16 protein-coding genes and 1 pseudogene are annotated in these 16,746 nt (G+C 28.6%); 2 read left to right on the forward strand and 15 right to left on the reverse strand.

Annotation, left to right across the window (positions count from 1 at the left end; genetic code table 11):
- Positions 1 to 19 precede the first annotated feature (19 nt).
- Complete coding sequence (locus LpgJCM5343_RS05690) at positions 20 to 1,393, reverse strand: DarT ssDNA thymidine ADP-ribosyltransferase family protein (protein ID WP_113532420.1); 1,374 nt, start codon at positions 1,391 to 1,393, stop codon at positions 20 to 22.
- A 755-nt stretch (positions 1,394 to 2,148) separates the two neighbouring features.
- On the opposite strand from LpgJCM5343_RS05690, the gene LpgJCM5343_RS05695 reads away from it, so the two are divergent.
- The gene (locus LpgJCM5343_RS05695) at positions 2,149 to 3,198 is read left to right on the forward strand and encodes an IS30 family transposase (RefSeq protein WP_113532421.1); all 1,050 of its coding nucleotides are present in this window, start codon (positions 2,149 to 2,151) and stop codon (positions 3,196 to 3,198) included.
- Between the two features lie 367 nt (positions 3,199 to 3,565).
- Here LpgJCM5343_RS05695 and LpgJCM5343_RS05705 read toward each other — a convergent pair whose 3' ends face one another.
- The gene (locus LpgJCM5343_RS05705; RefSeq protein ID WP_113532423.1) at positions 3,566 to 4,417 is read right to left on the reverse strand and encodes a hypothetical protein; all 852 of its coding nucleotides are present in this window, start codon (positions 4,415 to 4,417) and stop codon (positions 3,566 to 3,568) included.
- 410 nt (positions 4,418 to 4,827) lie between these two features.
- Positions 4,828 to 4,956, reverse strand: a complete 129-nt coding sequence (locus tag LpgJCM5343_RS09675; RefSeq protein ID WP_276527447.1) for a hypothetical protein — start codon at positions 4,954 to 4,956, stop codon at positions 4,828 to 4,830.
- A 111-nt stretch (positions 4,957 to 5,067) separates the two neighbouring features.
- Here LpgJCM5343_RS09675 and LpgJCM5343_RS09705 point away from each other — a divergent pair.
- Positions 5,068 to 5,118: pseudogene (locus tag LpgJCM5343_RS09705) on the forward strand (hypothetical protein); the annotation flags it as partial.
- Between the two features lie 275 nt (positions 5,119 to 5,393).
- On the opposite strand, the gene LpgJCM5343_RS05715 reads toward LpgJCM5343_RS09705, so the two are convergent.
- Genes LpgJCM5343_RS05715 through LpgJCM5343_RS05770 form a run of 12 tightly spaced genes read right to left on the reverse strand, consistent with a single transcriptional unit; the run spans position 5,394 to position 16,728 of the window.
- Entirely contained in the window at positions 5,394 to 6,452 is a 1,059-nt protein-coding gene (locus LpgJCM5343_RS05715; protein WP_113532424.1) for a hypothetical protein, read from the reverse strand.
- A gap of 33 nt (positions 6,453 to 6,485) precedes the next feature.
- Positions 6,486 to 7,913 (reverse strand): flippase, encoded by a 1,428-nt coding sequence (locus tag LpgJCM5343_RS05720; RefSeq protein ID WP_113576147.1) that lies wholly within the window; start codon positions 7,911 to 7,913, stop codon positions 6,486 to 6,488.
- A gap of 5 nt (positions 7,914 to 7,918) precedes the next feature.
- Positions 7,919 to 9,034 carry a UDP-galactopyranose mutase gene (glf, locus tag LpgJCM5343_RS05725; RefSeq protein ID WP_113532426.1) on the reverse strand — a complete coding sequence of 372 codons (1,116 nt, stop codon included), beginning with the start codon at positions 9,032 to 9,034 and terminating at the stop codon, positions 7,919 to 7,921.
- A complete protein-coding gene (locus tag LpgJCM5343_RS05730) occupies positions 9,027 to 10,067 on the reverse strand; it encodes a glycosyltransferase (protein WP_123812587.1) in 1,041 nt (346 codons plus the stop codon). Before LpgJCM5343_RS05730 ends, glf begins: the two co-directional genes overlap by 8 nt.
- Before the next feature lie 16 nt (positions 10,068 to 10,083).
- Entirely contained in the window at positions 10,084 to 11,091 is a 1,008-nt protein-coding gene (locus tag LpgJCM5343_RS05735) for a glycosyltransferase family 2 protein (RefSeq protein ID WP_113532429.1), read from the reverse strand.
- Positions 11,084 to 12,316 (reverse strand): hypothetical protein, encoded by a 1,233-nt coding sequence (locus LpgJCM5343_RS05740; protein WP_113532430.1) that lies wholly within the window; start codon positions 12,314 to 12,316, stop codon positions 11,084 to 11,086. Before LpgJCM5343_RS05740 ends, LpgJCM5343_RS05735 begins: the two co-directional genes overlap by 8 nt.
- 8 nt (positions 12,317 to 12,324) lie before the next feature.
- On the reverse strand, positions 12,325 to 13,461 hold the full coding sequence (locus tag LpgJCM5343_RS05745) for a glycosyltransferase (protein ID WP_113532431.1): 1,137 nt from the start codon (positions 13,459 to 13,461) through the stop codon (positions 12,325 to 12,327).
- Positions 13,462 to 13,480: 19 nt separating this feature from the next.
- The gene (locus LpgJCM5343_RS05750; protein WP_113532432.1) at positions 13,481 to 14,047 is read right to left on the reverse strand and encodes an acyltransferase; all 567 of its coding nucleotides are present in this window, start codon (positions 14,045 to 14,047) and stop codon (positions 13,481 to 13,483) included.
- Positions 14,022 to 15,095: a glycosyltransferase gene (locus tag LpgJCM5343_RS05755; RefSeq protein WP_113532433.1), complete on the reverse strand. Its 1,074-nt coding sequence runs from the start codon at positions 15,093 to 15,095 to the stop codon at positions 14,022 to 14,024. The genes LpgJCM5343_RS05750 and LpgJCM5343_RS05755 overlap by 26 nt, the downstream gene beginning before the upstream one ends.
- Position 15,096: 1 nt before the next feature.
- The gene (locus LpgJCM5343_RS05760; RefSeq protein WP_113532434.1) at positions 15,097 to 15,591 is read right to left on the reverse strand and encodes a glycosyltransferase; all 495 of its coding nucleotides are present in this window, start codon (positions 15,589 to 15,591) and stop codon (positions 15,097 to 15,099) included.
- Between the two features lie 10 nt (positions 15,592 to 15,601).
- The gene (gene pssD, locus LpgJCM5343_RS05765) at positions 15,602 to 16,051 is read right to left on the reverse strand and encodes a PssD/Cps14F family polysaccharide biosynthesis glycosyltransferase (protein ID WP_113532435.1); all 450 of its coding nucleotides are present in this window, start codon (positions 16,049 to 16,051) and stop codon (positions 15,602 to 15,604) included.
- 17 nt (positions 16,052 to 16,068) lie between these two features.
- A complete protein-coding gene (locus tag LpgJCM5343_RS05770) occupies positions 16,069 to 16,728 on the reverse strand; it encodes a sugar transferase (protein WP_113532436.1) in 660 nt (219 codons plus the stop codon).
- Positions 16,729 to 16,746: the final 18 nt, after the last annotated feature.

Raw genomic sequence — 16,746 nt, forward strand, 5'->3', positions numbered from 1 at the left:
GGAGTTTTATCTATTGATTCTAATTTTCCAGCATCATTAAAAAAATAGTTGGATTTACAATTATTTTGTCAACATAATTTTTAATATCTATTTTTTTATGTTGATCTTTTTTATCAAAATATTTTGCATTATGCTCTGCAAGCATCGTTAATAATGCTAACTTCTCTATTTCTGTTCGAACAAAAATATTCACTATATCATCTGGAATAAATGACATATAATTTTTTACCACAAATTCCGTCTGCTTTATATTATTTGGCGAATATTTATCATATATTTGACAGATTTTTTCTTTAAATAAAGTAAGATTATCATCAAATTCATCTAATGGATTATCAGAAACACTTTTCCCAGCTAAACTTTTTTTAGTAACATGCCCTCCCAAAAATAGCTGCTTTTTAAAACTAAATGTTATAAATATTGGAATTGGTAAATGAGCTGGCTTTTTTTCCCATATTTCTCCCACGTTGTTCTCTAGCCTTCGATTTAAATGACCATTTCTTCCAAATATTCCCTCATTTCGATATTGAGTCGGAGTTTTGGGTCTAAAATAAAACCTAGCATAATCATGAACCCAACTCTTGGTCAGTGTTTCATTTACTTTTGATGAGGCATTATCATTAATTGCCAATTTATCCTGCTTAGAATAATTTTTAGATTCAATTCTTAAATAAGACAAAATATTTGCCATATTATTAATATCTGTAAAATGCCATATAAGTCCTTTTACATCATTTCTTTCATCCATATACCAAGTTTTATCTAACACTTGTAGATAATTATTAGACAATTTTTTATACGCTTCATTATAATTATTCAAAACTATATCTGGTAAATTTTCACTTCTAAACTTATTTAATTTATTTTGTTTCAATATTTTTATAAATAAATCTTCAATCCTTCTATCCTTGATAAAGCAATTATAAATTTCTTTATCGTAAAACATCGAAATATTTTCAGGAAATCCAAAGTCAATATTTGAATAACGTTTCATAAAATCTAAAAAGCACTGTAAACTTTTATATAAAATTGAAAAGTCTAACGTTTCATCTAAGTACATAAAAACTAATCTATATGCATACTCTTTTACCATTGTAATTTTTTGACCTAGCACCTGTCTTGGATTAATGGTAGTAATATCTTTAATAATATATTTTGCTTGTTCATATTTGTCGTTATTTTCACTAATTAAGCTATAATCATCAATATTATTACTATTGATTTTTTCTCGTAAAATCAGATCTTTAACTTGAGTTAATTTTTCATGCTTAGTATTTTGAGCCTTTGCAGTAGTTAGTTGTCTTTTTAAGCCTAATTTGACACTACCAGCTGTTGTTTTAAACCAGAAATATTTATTATTAAATTTAACACGATATATTGTTTTCTTTTTCAATTTAAGATCCTCTTACTAGCTAACATATCACAATAATTATTTATTACAGATATATTTACACATAAAATAAATTAAATCAATTCAATCAATTTTTTAATTAACTTTCAAAAGTATTACTAAATATTTTTTACAATTTAACAAAAATCTTCCATTTGACATATATTAGTATAAACCAAGTTGTATTATGCTTTATTCTAACTGTTTATCCTTTATCTTTCCATCACACATACGTTTTTCCGCAAAATATAAGATTCGTGTTTTTCATTAAACAGTTTATTGTATCTATATAACTATATATTCAAATTAGTTTAGGCCATATAAGAACATAATTATTATCAAAATTTCAAGGAAAGAGATTATTACCACCTTAAGCCCTTTGGTCAAGTACATATAATACCTCCCTTCAGAAAATATAAAATTTCTTTACTCTATAGTTTTTTCCTATTGATGAACATGTATAAGATTCTACTGACAGGATTTTTTATTGCATAAAGAAAAAGAGACCATAGCCTCTCTTAACTTAAAGTCCTTCTTCGACCAATTCAATTAAGTTTACTAGGAGTTTGTGCTATGTCCTCTTTTAACGACTATATTAAATTTTCTCTTAATATTGAAGATCAAAATATTGTTTTTTCCGATTATTTTAAAAACGTTGATTGTAAAATCAAATTGAACACTTTAGAAAAATAAAAAGTCCATTCGGACCTGTTTGATAGAATGTTAATAACCACAAAAACTTTCTATTGGAGGTCAAAATGGACTCTTTACATTCTACCATGAACCAGCACGTTAAAGGAAAGCATTTATCATTCGAAGAACGAGTTATTATTCAATTGCGTTTGAAAGATGGCTGCTCTTTGCGTGCAATTGCTCGTGAACTCAACTGTTCTCCTTCTACTATCAGTTATGAGTTTAAACGTGGCACTGTAAAACTGTATCATGGTAAAGTCAAAAGATACAAGGCTACTCAAGGACATGATGTATATCAAGCTCATCGTAAAAATTGTGGGCGCAAATCAGACTTTCTCAAGAAAACTCAATTTATTCACTATGTCCACAAACATTTCTTTAAAGATGGTTGGTCGCTTGATGTTTGCAGTAATCGTGCCACTGCTGCTGGCGAATTCTCTAGCAGCGATGTTGTCTGCACCAAAACTCTTTATAATTACGTTGATAAGGGCTTATTAGGCATTTATAATTACGACTTGCCTGAGAAGCTTAAACGCAATACCAAGCTTCATCGTGTGCGCAAAAACAAGAAAAAGCTTGGCAGAAGTATTGAAGAACGTCCAAAAGAAATTAGTGAACGTAATGAATTCGGTCATTGGGAATGCGATTTGGTTCTTGGACATAAGACTAAAGATGATGAAGTGCTGTTAACCTTATCTGAGCGCATGAGTCGTGAATTCTTAATTATTCGTATTCCCGACAAGACTTCTATCAGTGTCATGCAAGCCTTTAAAGAACTCCAAAGACAATACAGTGAACACTGGAATAATATTTTTAAAACTATTACCACTGATAATGGTTCAGAATTTGCGGATCTTTCCAACCTAGAAGAAGCCTCCAATACACTGGTTTACTATGCCCATCCTTACACTTCTTGTGATAAGGGAACAGTTGAAAGACACAATGGTCTTATTCGCAGATTCATTCCTAAAGGAGAAGCAATAGCTAACTATTCTTTACAAGACATCATTGATATTGAAACCTGGTGCAATTCTTTGCCAAGAATGATACTGGCCTATCATACACCAGATGAAATCTTTGAAAGAGAATTAGATCTAATCTATCAAATAGCTTAACCAAAAGTGTTCAATTTATTATTGCAATTTACGAAAAAATCAAAATCAATAATATATTAATTATTTGTAGAAATTCTAAAGGAAAATCATTTGAAAGTATACGTAAACGATCAACAATAGTCGACATAGATAAAATTATTAAAATAAGAAAAAATATTGAAATTATTATTATAATTAATAGAATTGAATTTATAATATCTGCTTTGAGTTTAAACTCACCTACTAACATCAAGTTCAATATACCAAATGTAACTGTTGTAGCTATAATAGTCGAAATCATACTATTCTTTGAATGCCAATCTACTAAACGCCTAATATTCATACAAGTTTTTCCCCTTTTTAAAATATATTTTATTTTTTTAATTAGCTATCTTTTCATATACTTATACAACTTATTTCTTAATTTAAAAATTTCAGATCCGTAAAATTCTATAAAGTCATCATCTGTCACACCTGTTGGATCTATAAAATCATCAAGTAAAAATGTTGCAGGACTAACTTTATAATTAAGTACTTTACCGGGATATATCTTACCCAACCTCAAATTTTCGTATTCATCATTCGAAAGCTTACATATCATTTCAAGATCACTAGGATTATACGAATTTATTTTCTTTAAAATTTTAAAGGCATCTTTAAGAACGGATAATCCCCCATAGCCTATTTCATTATTAAAAGGTACACTCTTTATATAAGTGATATATTTATAGCGTTTACTTTCGTCTAAATAATATTTAACAAAAATAAATTCTTTATCTTGAGAATTCCTAAACGCAAATATAAATCTGTCATTTCTTGAAATATTATTATATTCCGGCAAATGATAATGCGTTGATAAAAAGGGCTCGCCCTCTCCATTTTTTAACCAATTGTGATTAACGCCTAATTTTTCAGCTACTGAATCAATAAATTGAAACGTCGGTTCTCTTGATTCTTTATAATATTGCTTTAATATTTCTACAGATTCTAAATTTAAATATTCAGCTAGTTTGCTAAGATTTAATTCTTCAAAACCATAATATTTCTCTTGATTAATTAAAAACATTAACTGATCGATTCTTTTTGCAAAATCAGTTTTATACTTTTTCTCATCTACAGATTTTTTACATTCTTCTTTATTATCTTTTTTATTCTTTCTAATTCGTTTTAATATAAAATTAGAGAAAATACTAGAAGCAGTATCTTCTATAATACTCAATATAAAATTCAGAATTTGCATGATCTTCTCCTGATTAATCTATTAAAATTAATAAATAAACAAAATTATCGTAAAAGAAAAGGAATTAAGCAACTATTTCTAGTTGTCTAATTCCTAATCTAAAACTGTCCTCTATAATAAGCAGATCACAGTTATTCAGGCTCTTAGAGCCTTTTAATGATTCGGCAATATAACTCTACATCTTTTTACACTTTAATTCAATGTTTTCCAAAAATTCTCTACAAAAGAAAGAGACAGTTGAATAATATTTAAATGGCAATATGAGCTCTGTTGAAATAACTAATTAACAACTTAACATACCCAAGACCATTTTGTTACCGATAACAACATTATCAAAGCAATCAAGCTTCTTTCTTAAGTCATGCTCGACATAACAATAATTACTCTAAAGAACTTAAAGAAAAGATTGTTCAAGAATATTTAACTGGTAAAACATCATTAGCTTCTTTAGCTAATAAATATGGCATTAAAGCGTTGCCACAGTAAGAAAATGGATTTCCAAGTATAATAGTCATATAGAAATTGGGATTATATTCCACATCTGGAGACTTATATAACTAAAAGTAAGATGAACGACACCCCAGCAAGAAAGAATTCAAATTATTTAATACTGTCTTAATCATGATAAAAATTATTCAGAAGCTGCTGTTAGATTTAACTTTTCCTATCAACAGGTCTACAGCTGGATTCACATTTATTAATTAGAATCAGACTAGAAGAAAATATCATCAAAGAAAACCAATCAAACAACTATTTTCAAGTTGCCTGATTTTTATTCAAAACTATCCATCAACAGGATTTATAAAACAGACTTTAACTTTAAACAAAAAAGTAAGAGGTAAATCATAACATCGTCATGTTACACTTCATCTCCTACTTTAGGTTGTTTGTAAAATAAGTGTTGTAGTTCATCTCTTATTTAAGATTGCTTGACACCAGCCTTAATTCTGTACTTTAAAAGATTTATTTCAAAATGTCAACGTTTAAACATAGATTTAAACCAATCTTTCATTCTCTCTTTCCATGATTTTTCTTCTAAAATATCTTTTTCCTCGTCTTTAATAATTTTTATGAAATCTACATTACTTAATATTAAATTCTCATAGTTTCTGCCACCAATATAAGCACACTCTATTAAGTCATTATACTTAACACTAGAAGAATAAATTATATTTTTCCATTTTTTATCAGCTTTTGAATCTAAGTAGTGCGTTCTTATAGTTACAATAATCCCACCAATTAAAAATGTTAGTGTAATTCCTCCACATAGCTCAGCTAATTGATTATAAAATATATTTGTTTTTCTTTCAATAAATAAATATACATACATTTCATATAAACACTTTATAAAATCAGATTTACTTTTTATAGGCATAAAGTTATCTTTAAAAAAAGAATTGCTTACTTTATCAGTTATGCCACTCATTGTGTAATTAAGCATTACATCCCTATAATTAGTAATCAATTGAACTACTATACTACTAATAATTGGAAGAAATACAATTTGAGGAGTTATTTTTCTGAAGATATTTATTGGTAGTATAAGGATAAAGAAACTATACGATATCAAACAAACAATAAAATATGCAAAAAGTATAACTTGAGAATGTTTTATATAACTACAGATCACATATGTCAGTAGGAAGGCCAATAATGGAACTCCAAATATATATGACATCATCGGGTGTCCTATACATTCTATAATCAAAAGAACAATAATTATTATGGCTAAAATTATTATAACCATAATTCCTAAAATACGTTGTATAAATAAATTTTGGGGTATTACCTGTAAAATAAAAATAAAGTAAATCAGAAGATAAAGAACTATCCACATAATAAAAATTCTATACATCCAAAAATTTACATATTTTTTTTGTTGCAATTCAAACTTTTGTTTGTTCTTAAAACTATACTCATTATGATTTTTTAATCTATTAAATGTTAAACGTCCAGCCTTAAATCCTATACTTTTTAAGTTTTTACTAACTATATTAAAAATTTGGTGTATCGTATTTATTATATTTTTTAACACTATAAGTTGTTATCCTATCAATTTTATTAAAGACTATTTCTTCAGCTTCTCTCCAACTAGTTCCTTACCTTCATCAAGTATCTTGGCACGTAAGATAAATAACAGTCCAACATAGATAACTATTCCAACTAGAACTTCTACCCCCATCATCAACCAAGAACTTCTTAAATGGGTATTCATCCAAAAAACAGGTATAAACATTGCTAAACCGGCAATAAAGTATTTCCACGAATCAGCAAATAATTCCTTAAAATTAAGCATATGGCGAACTGCCCACATTTGATATAGTGTAACTGAAATTTCCGAGAAAACAGTTGACCACATCGCACCTGTCAATCCCCATAGTCTAATTAATGGTATGTTCAAAAATAAATTTACAACTGCACCCAAAGTAACAGAAATTGTAAATTGTTTTTGATGATGCGTCGGTAGTAAATACTGAACCCCTAGCACATTACTCCACGCAATAATCAAAATTACAATTGATTCAATCATCATAGCCGGGCCTACAGGATAATAGCCAGGGCCGTAGTAATTCGGAGCTAATGTTAGAGAAATTGCTGCCAATCCAAACATCATGGGATAAGAAACAGCAGAAACAAAGTCAAATGATTTATATAGCATTTGATTAACTTTATTCATATCACCATGCGCAACTGCGTTAGCAACATGTGGCAACATAACTGTTCCCGTTGCTGTAACCAACGCCAAAATCAACTTAACTAAATTATCTGAATATTGGTAATACCCAGATGCCGTTTCATTAGCCATGACCCCTAACATGGTCTTGTTAAGTTGTACATATACTTGTGTTGCAATTTGTGGAATGAACAATTCCGCCATTGGTAAAAAGTGTTGCCACGGATTTAAAAATTTTAGGGACACCTTGTTAAGATCACGTCTTATATTTGGCCATAACGTTAAATTACCAATTAATGTTGATAAAGCAAGTACAATAATGTACAAAGTTACGTCATTAGGTCCTTTTATAAAGACAAAAATGGCAATCATTGATAAAAGTTTTACCAATGAATTTTTTAATACTGTAACTTTGAAATCTTCTATACCTTCATAAAACCATGAAATATCAAAAGCGATTGCTATTAAATTAAGAGATTGCGCCCACATATATTCTGGTTGACGAGTATAGAAGATCATAAAAATCTCAAATGCCACAAAAGCATAAAGAGTCATAATTGTTTTAACTATTTGGATTTCCCAAAAAGTTTTCGACATTTGATCTTTATTTTCTCTAACATAAGCAATTTGTCTATTCCCATAATATCCAATTCCCATATTTGCAAATAAAATAAAGTATTGAATTATGGAATTAGTAAATGAATTTGCACCAACACCTTCTGGACGTAAAACACGACTAACATAAGCTGATGTAATTAACGGTACAATTATTGCTAATACTTGATATCCAACATTGTAAAGGTAATTTTTAATAACCTTCATAAAAATTATTCACCAAATTCATTTTTTACAGATTCTAAAGCAGCTGCAATTACTTGATCCATATTATAGTACTTGTATTGACCTAAACGACCGCCAAAAATAACTTTGTCGTTTTCTTTTTCAGCTAAATCTCTGTATTGTTTATACAAAGTATTATTTCTTTCATTATTAACTGGGTAATATGGTTCATCTCCACGTTTCCAATCAGCAGGATATTCACGAGTGATAATCGTCTTGTCTTTATCACCCTTACCAAATTCAAAATGCTTGTGTTCAATTACACGTGTATATGGAGTCTCTGCATCAGTATAGTTAATTACTGCATTACCTTGATAATTATCTACATCTTTTTCTTCAGTCTCAAAACGAAGAGAACGATATTCAAGTTCGCCTAACTTATAATCAAAGAACTTATCAATCATACCAGTGTAGACAATCTTATCAAAATTCTTTAAATACTCATCCTTTTTATCAAAAAAATCAGTATTTAACTTAACTTCAATATTTTCATTATCAAGCATTTTTTCTACTATTTGGGTGTAACCACCTTTAGGAATTCCTTGATAATCATCATTAAAGTAATTATTATCATAAGTTAAACGAACTGGAAGTCTTTTAATAATAAATGCTGGCAATTCTGTAGCTTTTCTGCCCCATTGCTTTTCTGTATATCCCTTAATTAGTTTTTCGTAAATATCACGACCAATTAAAGAAATTGCTTGTTCTTCAAGATTTTGTGGTTCTTTACCAGCCATTTCTTGACGTTGTTCGTTAATTTTATCCATAGCTTCTTGTGGAGTTCTTACTCCCCACATTTCACTAAAAGTATTCATATTAAATGGCAAATTATACATCTTACCGTAATAATTTGCTACAGGACTATTAGTATAACGATTAAATTCAGCAAATTGTTGTATATAATCCCAGACTTCTTTATTTGATGTATGGAAAATATGTGCCCCGTATTGATGAACTTGAATGCCATCAACTTCTTTAGTATAAATATTGCCTGCTAAATGATCTCTTTGTTCAATTACAGTAACTTTATTACCACGTTTAGCTGCTTCATGAGCAAATATTGCTCCAAATAAGCCTGATCCCACTACTAAATAATTATGCATTTTTCATTCTACTTTCTATTTCGCTTAAAGCATTTAGTAAAAATTTTCCATTTTCTATTTTAGATTTTACAGCCTTTACAGCACTATTCATCTTCAAATAGTCGTCTTTAGAAACACCATTAATCTTTTCAGGAATTTCACTTAACGAATTTATTACTATACCTATTCCATTCTTTTTTACAAACTCAGCTTCAGCAGCTTTGCTCCATATTATTACAGGCATATTTGCCACAATATACATTGATAATTTATGAGGATTATTATAACGTAAATAATTTCCTACATTTCCACTACAAGTATCAATGCGCTCCCCGTCCCAAATCAATCCATATTTACCTCTTATAAGGCTACTAATTTTATCGGAAGGAAACGCTCCTTTATAATCTAATCCAGTTTGACTACCAGTATATCCATTCCCATATAAATTTATTTTTAACTTTTTAAGTTCTGTTGGAAAACTATAAATAAATTTGGACTTTTTTAAATTTCCTGCATAACATAACAATGCATTATCTTCATAATGATTAGAGATATTTTCAGCTGAAATTAAATAATCAAAAATTTCTAAATTAACAATCTTATTTTTATCTATCTTATTGCTTATCAAATAATTTGTCATTTTTTGATTATGAGAAATTATATATGATGCTAATTTAAAATCAGAAAGATTATCTCTAGACCTATCAAAACGTAGTTGATCTATATCATGTATTATCAAAATCAACTTTTTTTTTTTCGCAAGACGCTCCAATATAAAGCTACAATCTAACCATCCTTCTCCATTTCTATAAGAAACTAAAAATGGATACTGCACTACTATATACTCGTTTTTAGGAATTTTGTTTAAACGTCTCAAAAAATTGTTATTCTTCAAAAAGAATGATAATTTATTTCCATGTTTTAATCTTTTAATACTTTTTGGTCCTTCAATTGAACAATAGTTTTTTTCTTGGAGAATGGCTTCTGTGTCCATTCGAGCCTTATTTCCAGCATTAGTCCCAGTACTAGTATTTTCACTTAAAAAATAAATCATTAATTTTTCCCACACTTTATTTAAATCTTTTTTTATCGCTTACATGTATAAATAATGGAAAGTTTAGCAAAAGCCAAAAATAAATTTTTTGCTTTTTGCTAATTAACTCACTTTTATAAAAATCTTTTCTATATTTACTCATTATTTTTGTAAGCCTTTTTTCCAAATTTTTATCTATTGGTATAATATCTTGATTCAAATACATCGTACGTAAAAAATCCTCACAAATACGTGCCACTCGTGCATTTATATTTCTTTGACATATATAATACTTTGATTCATTTGGAACTATACTTTTTAATTTTAAAGCCATTTCTAAATAATTAGAATATGCTTCTTTAAAACTTTTTTGTCTATTATATAACGTAGCAGCATGACTTAAACTATCACTGTATTGAATATAATTATATTGCAAAGAAGAAATAATATTAATTTTTTTTGCATTTAATAAATATTGAATACAAAAAATCAAATCTTCTCCAACATGAATATTAGGATCTAAAATAATATTGTTTTCTTTTATAATATCTGTTTTAAAAATCTTTCCTGTAATATAGCCTTGTGGACCATTTTCATTAAGTAATATATTTATACCATCGCTTGCATTATAAATACCAAAATCATAGCGAAGTGTAACTAGAGAAACTAAATCTTCATTCAAATATTTACGATCCGTAGCAACCATGTCTATATCTTCATTTACAAAACCTCCTATAAGATCTTGTAGATAATTTTTATCAACATAATCATCTGAATCAATAAATGTAACGTAATCTGTCTCTACCAATCCTAATGCTTTATTTCTTGCTATCGATACACCACTATTCGAAATATGAATAATGTTAAATCTTCTATCGCTTTTATAATTGTCTAAGATTTTTGCAGTACTATCTGTAGATCCATCATTAACTACATATACTTTAAAATTACTAATTGTTTGTTCTATTATACTGTCTAAACACCTTTTAATAGTTTTTTCTGCATTATAAGCAGGTACAACTATTGAAATTGTTTTATTACTCATTTTTTTCTCTATAACTTTCTGAAAGATTTAACATAAATGCTATATATAAAGGTAAAATAGTAATATATTGATTCCTCATCGGATTAAAGGTAGTACTTGTAACTAATAAATATATAGTAAATCCAATTACGTAGAAACCTTTTTCTTTAAAAAAGAAGAAAATGCTCTGACAACATCCATTTATAAACGGAATTAAATATACTACCATTCCAATTATTCCAAATTGAAATAAATTAGCTAAAAATCCATAATCGCTTAGCCAATATGTCATATTCATATATTCCATATTATCATTAGTGAAACCAATACCAGTCCAGATATTTATATTTTTCCATTCTGCTTCTAAAAACGGCAATCCCTTCAATCGAGTAGAAGTAGAGCTACCGTTTATTGCAGTTGTAGAAAATGAACTAATAAAGTCGGTAATTAGATTCCGCGTTATTATTAATCCTATACCTACTAACACGACAAACAAAAGTACTGAAATAACTCTATTATTAGATTTATAGGTTTCTTTAAATAATAATAGGAAAAATACCATAAAAAAGGCTAAGCTTACCATTCTATATTGACTAACAAAAATACTATATAAAAAAAGAAATAGTGTTCCTAAAAATGGCATAACCTTATGCCCATGATGCCGCACTCCATAAAAGAAATTTTTTAGTGAATATAAAAAGGTATATATATCAAGAAACGTTCCTGCAATTCTAATAAAATCATGACCTAATATTGATCTTCTCCAATCTAAGCCATGTAATAAATATGGAGCTGGATTTCCTCCAGTAAAGTTATACATTCCCCACACTATAAATCTAATAAATAGTGCTAAGTATCCTAAAATAGCTAAATTTCTAAAGAATACTTTAGTATCATTACTTTGAAGGACTTCGTATATTGGAAATGTTAATAGTAACAAAAATATACCTTCATAATTATTTATCACGGATAATAGCGACATAGAAGAAATATTAATTTTCTTTAAACGAAAAATGTGAAAAAAGAAAATTATAATTACCAAAATAATATAAATTTGAAACCAGCTACTTGGAATTTTATTTTTTAATGGCTGAAAAACATACAGAAAAAATACACTTATCGCTAGTACAGTAGATATAAGCATAGAAGTATATTCAAAAGAACCAAATAAGTTCAAAAATCCTAAATTTAAAAACATTATTATATAAATAATGAATTCATATAGTGTTATATATTTAATTTTCATATTTTTTCCTACTTTATTGCTGTATTTAGAAACAATTTTTCTACTCTTTCTGCTTCTAAATCAATGTCATAGTTAGACTTTCGAAAGTTTGTAACAATTGTTTCTTTATTTTTTATTCTAGTATTATTATCTAAATTCTTTTTTATTTTGTCTGCCCAATATTTTGCAGATTTTGACAGACTTATAAACTCTAGATTTTCATTAACCTTTACATCAGCAGGTATCGCGTCTTTAGTTGCCAATACTGGAACTCCGTTAGCCTGAGCTTCCAATAAGACTAAACCCAGCCCCTCAAAATGTGAAGGAAATACAAACATATCAAAAACACTATACCATGGTATTACATTTTCTTTCATTCCTAGAAAAATCACATTAGACGCTATATTCAATTTTTTTGCTTTGTCTTTAAGAGCTTTTTCCTCTTCACCTTTACCTATTAGGAGTAATTTTGCACTTTTATCTAACACAAGATACTGCGCAAAAATATCCAATAAAAATGATTGATTTTTTTGATAGTTTAATCTTCCTATATTTCCTATAACGGTTTTATTTCCTAGGCTATACTTCTTTCTTAATTTTGCCCGATTTGACTCTTTATACGAAAACTTATCTTCTCTTAAAGCATTCCTAATGATACATACTTTCGATAAAACTTTTTTATCATAAAACCAATTGGCAGCATCTTGTGAACATGCCCAAAAATCAGTAGCATATCGAAAAAGTTGTTTTTTATTATATTTATGAATACCTTCTCTAATTTTTCCTTTGATTCCTGTTTCCATCAATTGCGTATTATGAGCATGTATAATAATTCTTTTTATCCCATATTTTTTTGCTAATTTTAAATAATCTATATTTACTAGATTATTCATGTTAACCCAAAAACAATCATATTCTCTAGCATGAGTTTTAAAAAATTCTTTTACATTCTTATAATAAGTAATGGGATTACTATGACGAGAAGGAATAGTAAAAATTTTTCCGTTATATTTTTTTATTTCTGAAGAGTATGCAATTTCAGATGAAGATGTAACTAAAAAGTCCATCTTTATTTTTTTATGATCAAATTTTCTATAATAATTCATAATTACAGATTCAACACCACCGTAATTATCCGTCATTCCAAATGTTAAGACTTTATACATCTTTATCCTTTCATTGCTATTATAGCTTTTTCTTCAATTTCGCTGGTAGTCCTACACATACACCTGAAACTGTATTAGATCCACTAATAACTGCATTTGCACCAACTATGCTATTTTTAGGTATTGTCGTATTTCTTAGCACTACTACATTAGTCCCTAACCAACAATTATCTCCTATTTTTATATCTCCACTAATAAAACCTTGATCAGCAATTGATTTACGCAAATCACCAAAACAATGGTCATGATCATAAACAGAAACATTATTAGCTAGCAAAGTATTTGCGCCAAAAATTATCTTATTCCTACATACGACTCTACTAAATTCACCAATATATACATTATTATTAATTTGAATATTTGCATCTTTTGACAAGAGTATTTGACAGTACGAACTTATATAGACACCATTTTTTAAAACAAGCTGTGCACTTTTATCAATATTAATTTTTGCCTTCCAAGCAATGTATGGCGGATGAGATGATCCGTTAATATCAAATTTTACTCTTTTTCCATACTCCAGTTTAAGAAGTAAGAGCCTTACATAATTAAAAGACCATTTAAATATTTTTTTGATTTTTTGCATTATATTCCTTTACATATAATTCCATTAAATTCTTAGCGCAACTTTTTATATCATATTCAGAAGATATAAAATTATTTTCTCTACTATTTAACAAATTCTCTTTTGAATATTTTTCTATTTCTTTTACCCATTCATCTACTTTCAATGGTAAAAACTTAATATTATCTGAAATCTTTACAGTCCTTGGAATTCTATCAGACACTATCGTTTGTAGTGTCGCATATTGGGCTTCTACAGCAGCCATTCCTAATCCTTCCCAATTTGAAGGAAATAAAAACATATCAAAAGCAGAATAAAATTTTCCAATTTCATCAGTAGTTTTTAACACAGTAAACATTTCTTTATTTACAATCTTAGATATGAATTCTTCTCTTTCGCCATCACCAATTAAAACAAAATGATATTTTTTAGGATTTAATCTCTTTGAAAGTTTCAACAAAAAGTCCTGATTTTTTTGTTCATTAAAGGTCCCAACATGTCCTAAAATTATCTTATCATCAGTAATATTAAGATTCTTTCTTACAGATAGTCGGTCGTCTAAATTAAATTCAAAATTTGAAACATCTATACCATTTTTTATTACAACAAACTTTTTTCTATTATCATATAATTTTTCTCCCGCTTCAGTACTAGCAGCAAAATATAAATCCGCATGTCGTATTAGATATGGTTTTAATAAGACGTTAAGAATTTTAGCTTTATATTCCGTATTATGTGTATGAACTATTGTTAATGCAGAACTATTCCTACAGGCCAGCAACTCCAAAGCCATAGTTGAACTATTGCCATGAATATGTACAACATCATAGTTATTTTTTGCTACTATTTTTCTTAATTTAGAAATATATGAAATTGGATTTTTAGTTCGCGGAAGTTCGTAGAGAACCGTTTCATTTTCCAGAGGCATTGTCTTCAGTATTTTATTATCGAAACTTTTTGCCACTATATCAATTTTATTATTCTTCTTTAATTCATTATAGTAGTTTCTTATATGAACGGGAATTCCGGTTAACGAAAAATCTACGGTACATATTTCTAATATTTTCATACTAAACCAACTCTTCTACAATCCGCTCTAACTGCTCATTAAATTTGCTATTATTACTACTTTCGCCAGCATTTTTAGTTTTCACAACTTTATCGTAGTTTTCAATTGTATTAGCAAGCTGGTCTATATCATAAACAGGAATTATATTATTCATTCTTTTTTCAATTAATTCAGTAAAGTCAACTTGGTGATTGTTAACGTGCTCATGATATTTTTCTTGTCTAGGAACCACAATTGGAACTTTTCCAAATTGTAATGCTTCAATAAAGCTTGAAGGTCCTCCATGTGTAATAACAATACGAGCATCTTTCAAAGTCTTTTGCATCTCTTCAAAAGACATCATTTTGTGACCTTCGCAATGTACTGGTTTATATGTACTAAAACCAGTTTGAATAACCACTTTTTCCTTAATTGTACCTTCAGCAACTAAATTATCTATTTTTTTAACCAAACGATTAAAGGGTTGCTCATGAGTACCTACAGTAACAAAAATCATTCTATCACCTTTAAAAAATACTTCCTAAATTAATTGCTTTAGGATAAACTTTCTTCATTTCTTCCCATTCAACAATAAATTTATCTGTTATAGGATACACAAGTTTTCCTGTAATTGTTGGTTTATCATATCTATCAAAAACTTCAATGTAAACAGTTTTTGCACCCATTAATTTTCCGATATAAAAAAATGAAACTGCTACTGCAGCCCCACTAGAAATAATTACATCAGGACGTTCTTTACGGAGCACTTTAATTGCTAAAAAAGTATTACGAATCAAGTTTTTCAAATTACGGTTGGTTGGATAGTGACACCCATACATCTTCTCTCCTTTGAGTTTACTTCTTGCATCTTCTTTATCAAAAGTAACCCAAAATCTATCTTTATTCTGCCAAAAAGGTTTTAACATATAAAGATGCGTTAAATGTCCACCACTTGAGCCAACTAAACAAACTTTCATACTTTTAACTTTTCTCCTTAATACGCACTATTCGGATGAATAACAACACCTACAGTCTTCAATAAAATCTTAAAGTCAAACCACAAACTACTATTATTAATATACTCAAGGTCTAATTCTACCATTTCATCAAAGTCTGCATCATTACGTTTGGTTACTTGCCACAAGCCAGTACAACCTGGTATAACAGTCAAACGTAATTTATCATAATCAGTATAATCCTCTACTTCCATCGGTAGAGGTGGACGAGGACCAACCAAAGACATATCGCCTTTCAAGACGTTCCAAAGCTGAGGTAATTCATCTAAGCTATATTTTCTTATCACATGACCAATTTTTGTTACACGAGGGTCATCTTTAATTTTGAACATAGCCCCATCAATTTCATTTTGCTCTTCTAATTGTTCTACCATTTTATCGGCATTGACAATCATGGAACGAAACTTCCACATTTTGAAAGGCTTCTCATCTTTTCCAATTCGTTCTTGTGAATAAAAGGCTGGACCACCATCTTCTTTTTTAATTAAGATAATTAACACTAAAAAAAGTGGCGATAATAATATTAGAGCTATTCCGCTAGCTAAAATATCAAACCCTCGTTTTACAATACGATAGCCCCAACGTCCCTTGACTTTTGACGGATCTAGTTTTATTTTCTTAACCTCTTGTGCCATCATTTAAAACTCTATCCCTCA

This window comes from Lactobacillus paragasseri (genome assembly GCF_003584685.1).
Lineage (GTDB): Bacteria > Bacillota > Bacilli > Lactobacillales > Lactobacillaceae > Lactobacillus > Lactobacillus paragasseri.

Excerpts from the sequence above, each read along its gene's own strand:
- LpgJCM5343_RS05695 (WP_113532421.1), top strand. The coding sequence starts at position 2,149 with ATGGACTCTTTACATTCTACCATGAACCAGCACGTTAAAGGAAAGCAT.
- LpgJCM5343_RS05705 (WP_113532423.1), bottom strand. The coding sequence starts at position 4,417 with ATGCAAATTCTGAATTTTATATTGAGTATTATAGAAGATACTGCTTCT.
- LpgJCM5343_RS05720 (WP_113576147.1), bottom strand. The coding sequence starts at position 7,913 with ATGAAGGTTATTAAAAATTACCTTTACAATGTTGGATATCAAGTATTA.
- glf (WP_113532426.1), bottom strand. The coding sequence starts at position 9,034 with ATGCATAATTATTTAGTAGTGGGATCAGGCTTATTTGGAGCAATATTT.
- LpgJCM5343_RS05730 (WP_123812587.1), bottom strand. The coding sequence starts at position 10,067 with ATGATTTATTTTTTAAGTGAAAATACTAGTACTGGGACTAATGCTGGA.
- LpgJCM5343_RS05735 (WP_113532429.1), bottom strand. The coding sequence starts at position 11,091 with ATGAGTAATAAAACAATTTCAATAGTTGTACCTGCTTATAATGCAGAA.
- LpgJCM5343_RS05740 (WP_113532430.1), bottom strand. The coding sequence starts at position 12,316 with ATGAAAATTAAATATATAACACTATATGAATTCATTATTTATATAATA.
- LpgJCM5343_RS05745 (WP_113532431.1), bottom strand. The coding sequence starts at position 13,461 with ATGTATAAAGTCTTAACATTTGGAATGACGGATAATTACGGTGGTGTT.
- LpgJCM5343_RS05750 (WP_113532432.1), bottom strand. The coding sequence starts at position 14,047 with ATGCAAAAAATCAAAAAAATATTTAAATGGTCTTTTAATTATGTAAGG.
- LpgJCM5343_RS05755 (WP_113532433.1), bottom strand. The coding sequence starts at position 15,095 with ATGAAAATATTAGAAATATGTACCGTAGATTTTTCGTTAACCGGAATT.
- LpgJCM5343_RS05760 (WP_113532434.1), bottom strand. The coding sequence starts at position 15,591 with ATGATTTTTGTTACTGTAGGTACTCATGAGCAACCCTTTAATCGTTTG.
- pssD (WP_113532435.1), bottom strand. The coding sequence starts at position 16,051 with ATGAAAGTTTGTTTAGTTGGCTCAAGTGGTGGACATTTAACGCATCTT.
- LpgJCM5343_RS05770 (WP_113532436.1), bottom strand. The coding sequence starts at position 16,728 with ATGATGGCACAAGAGGTTAAGAAAATAAAACTAGATCCGTCAAAAGTC.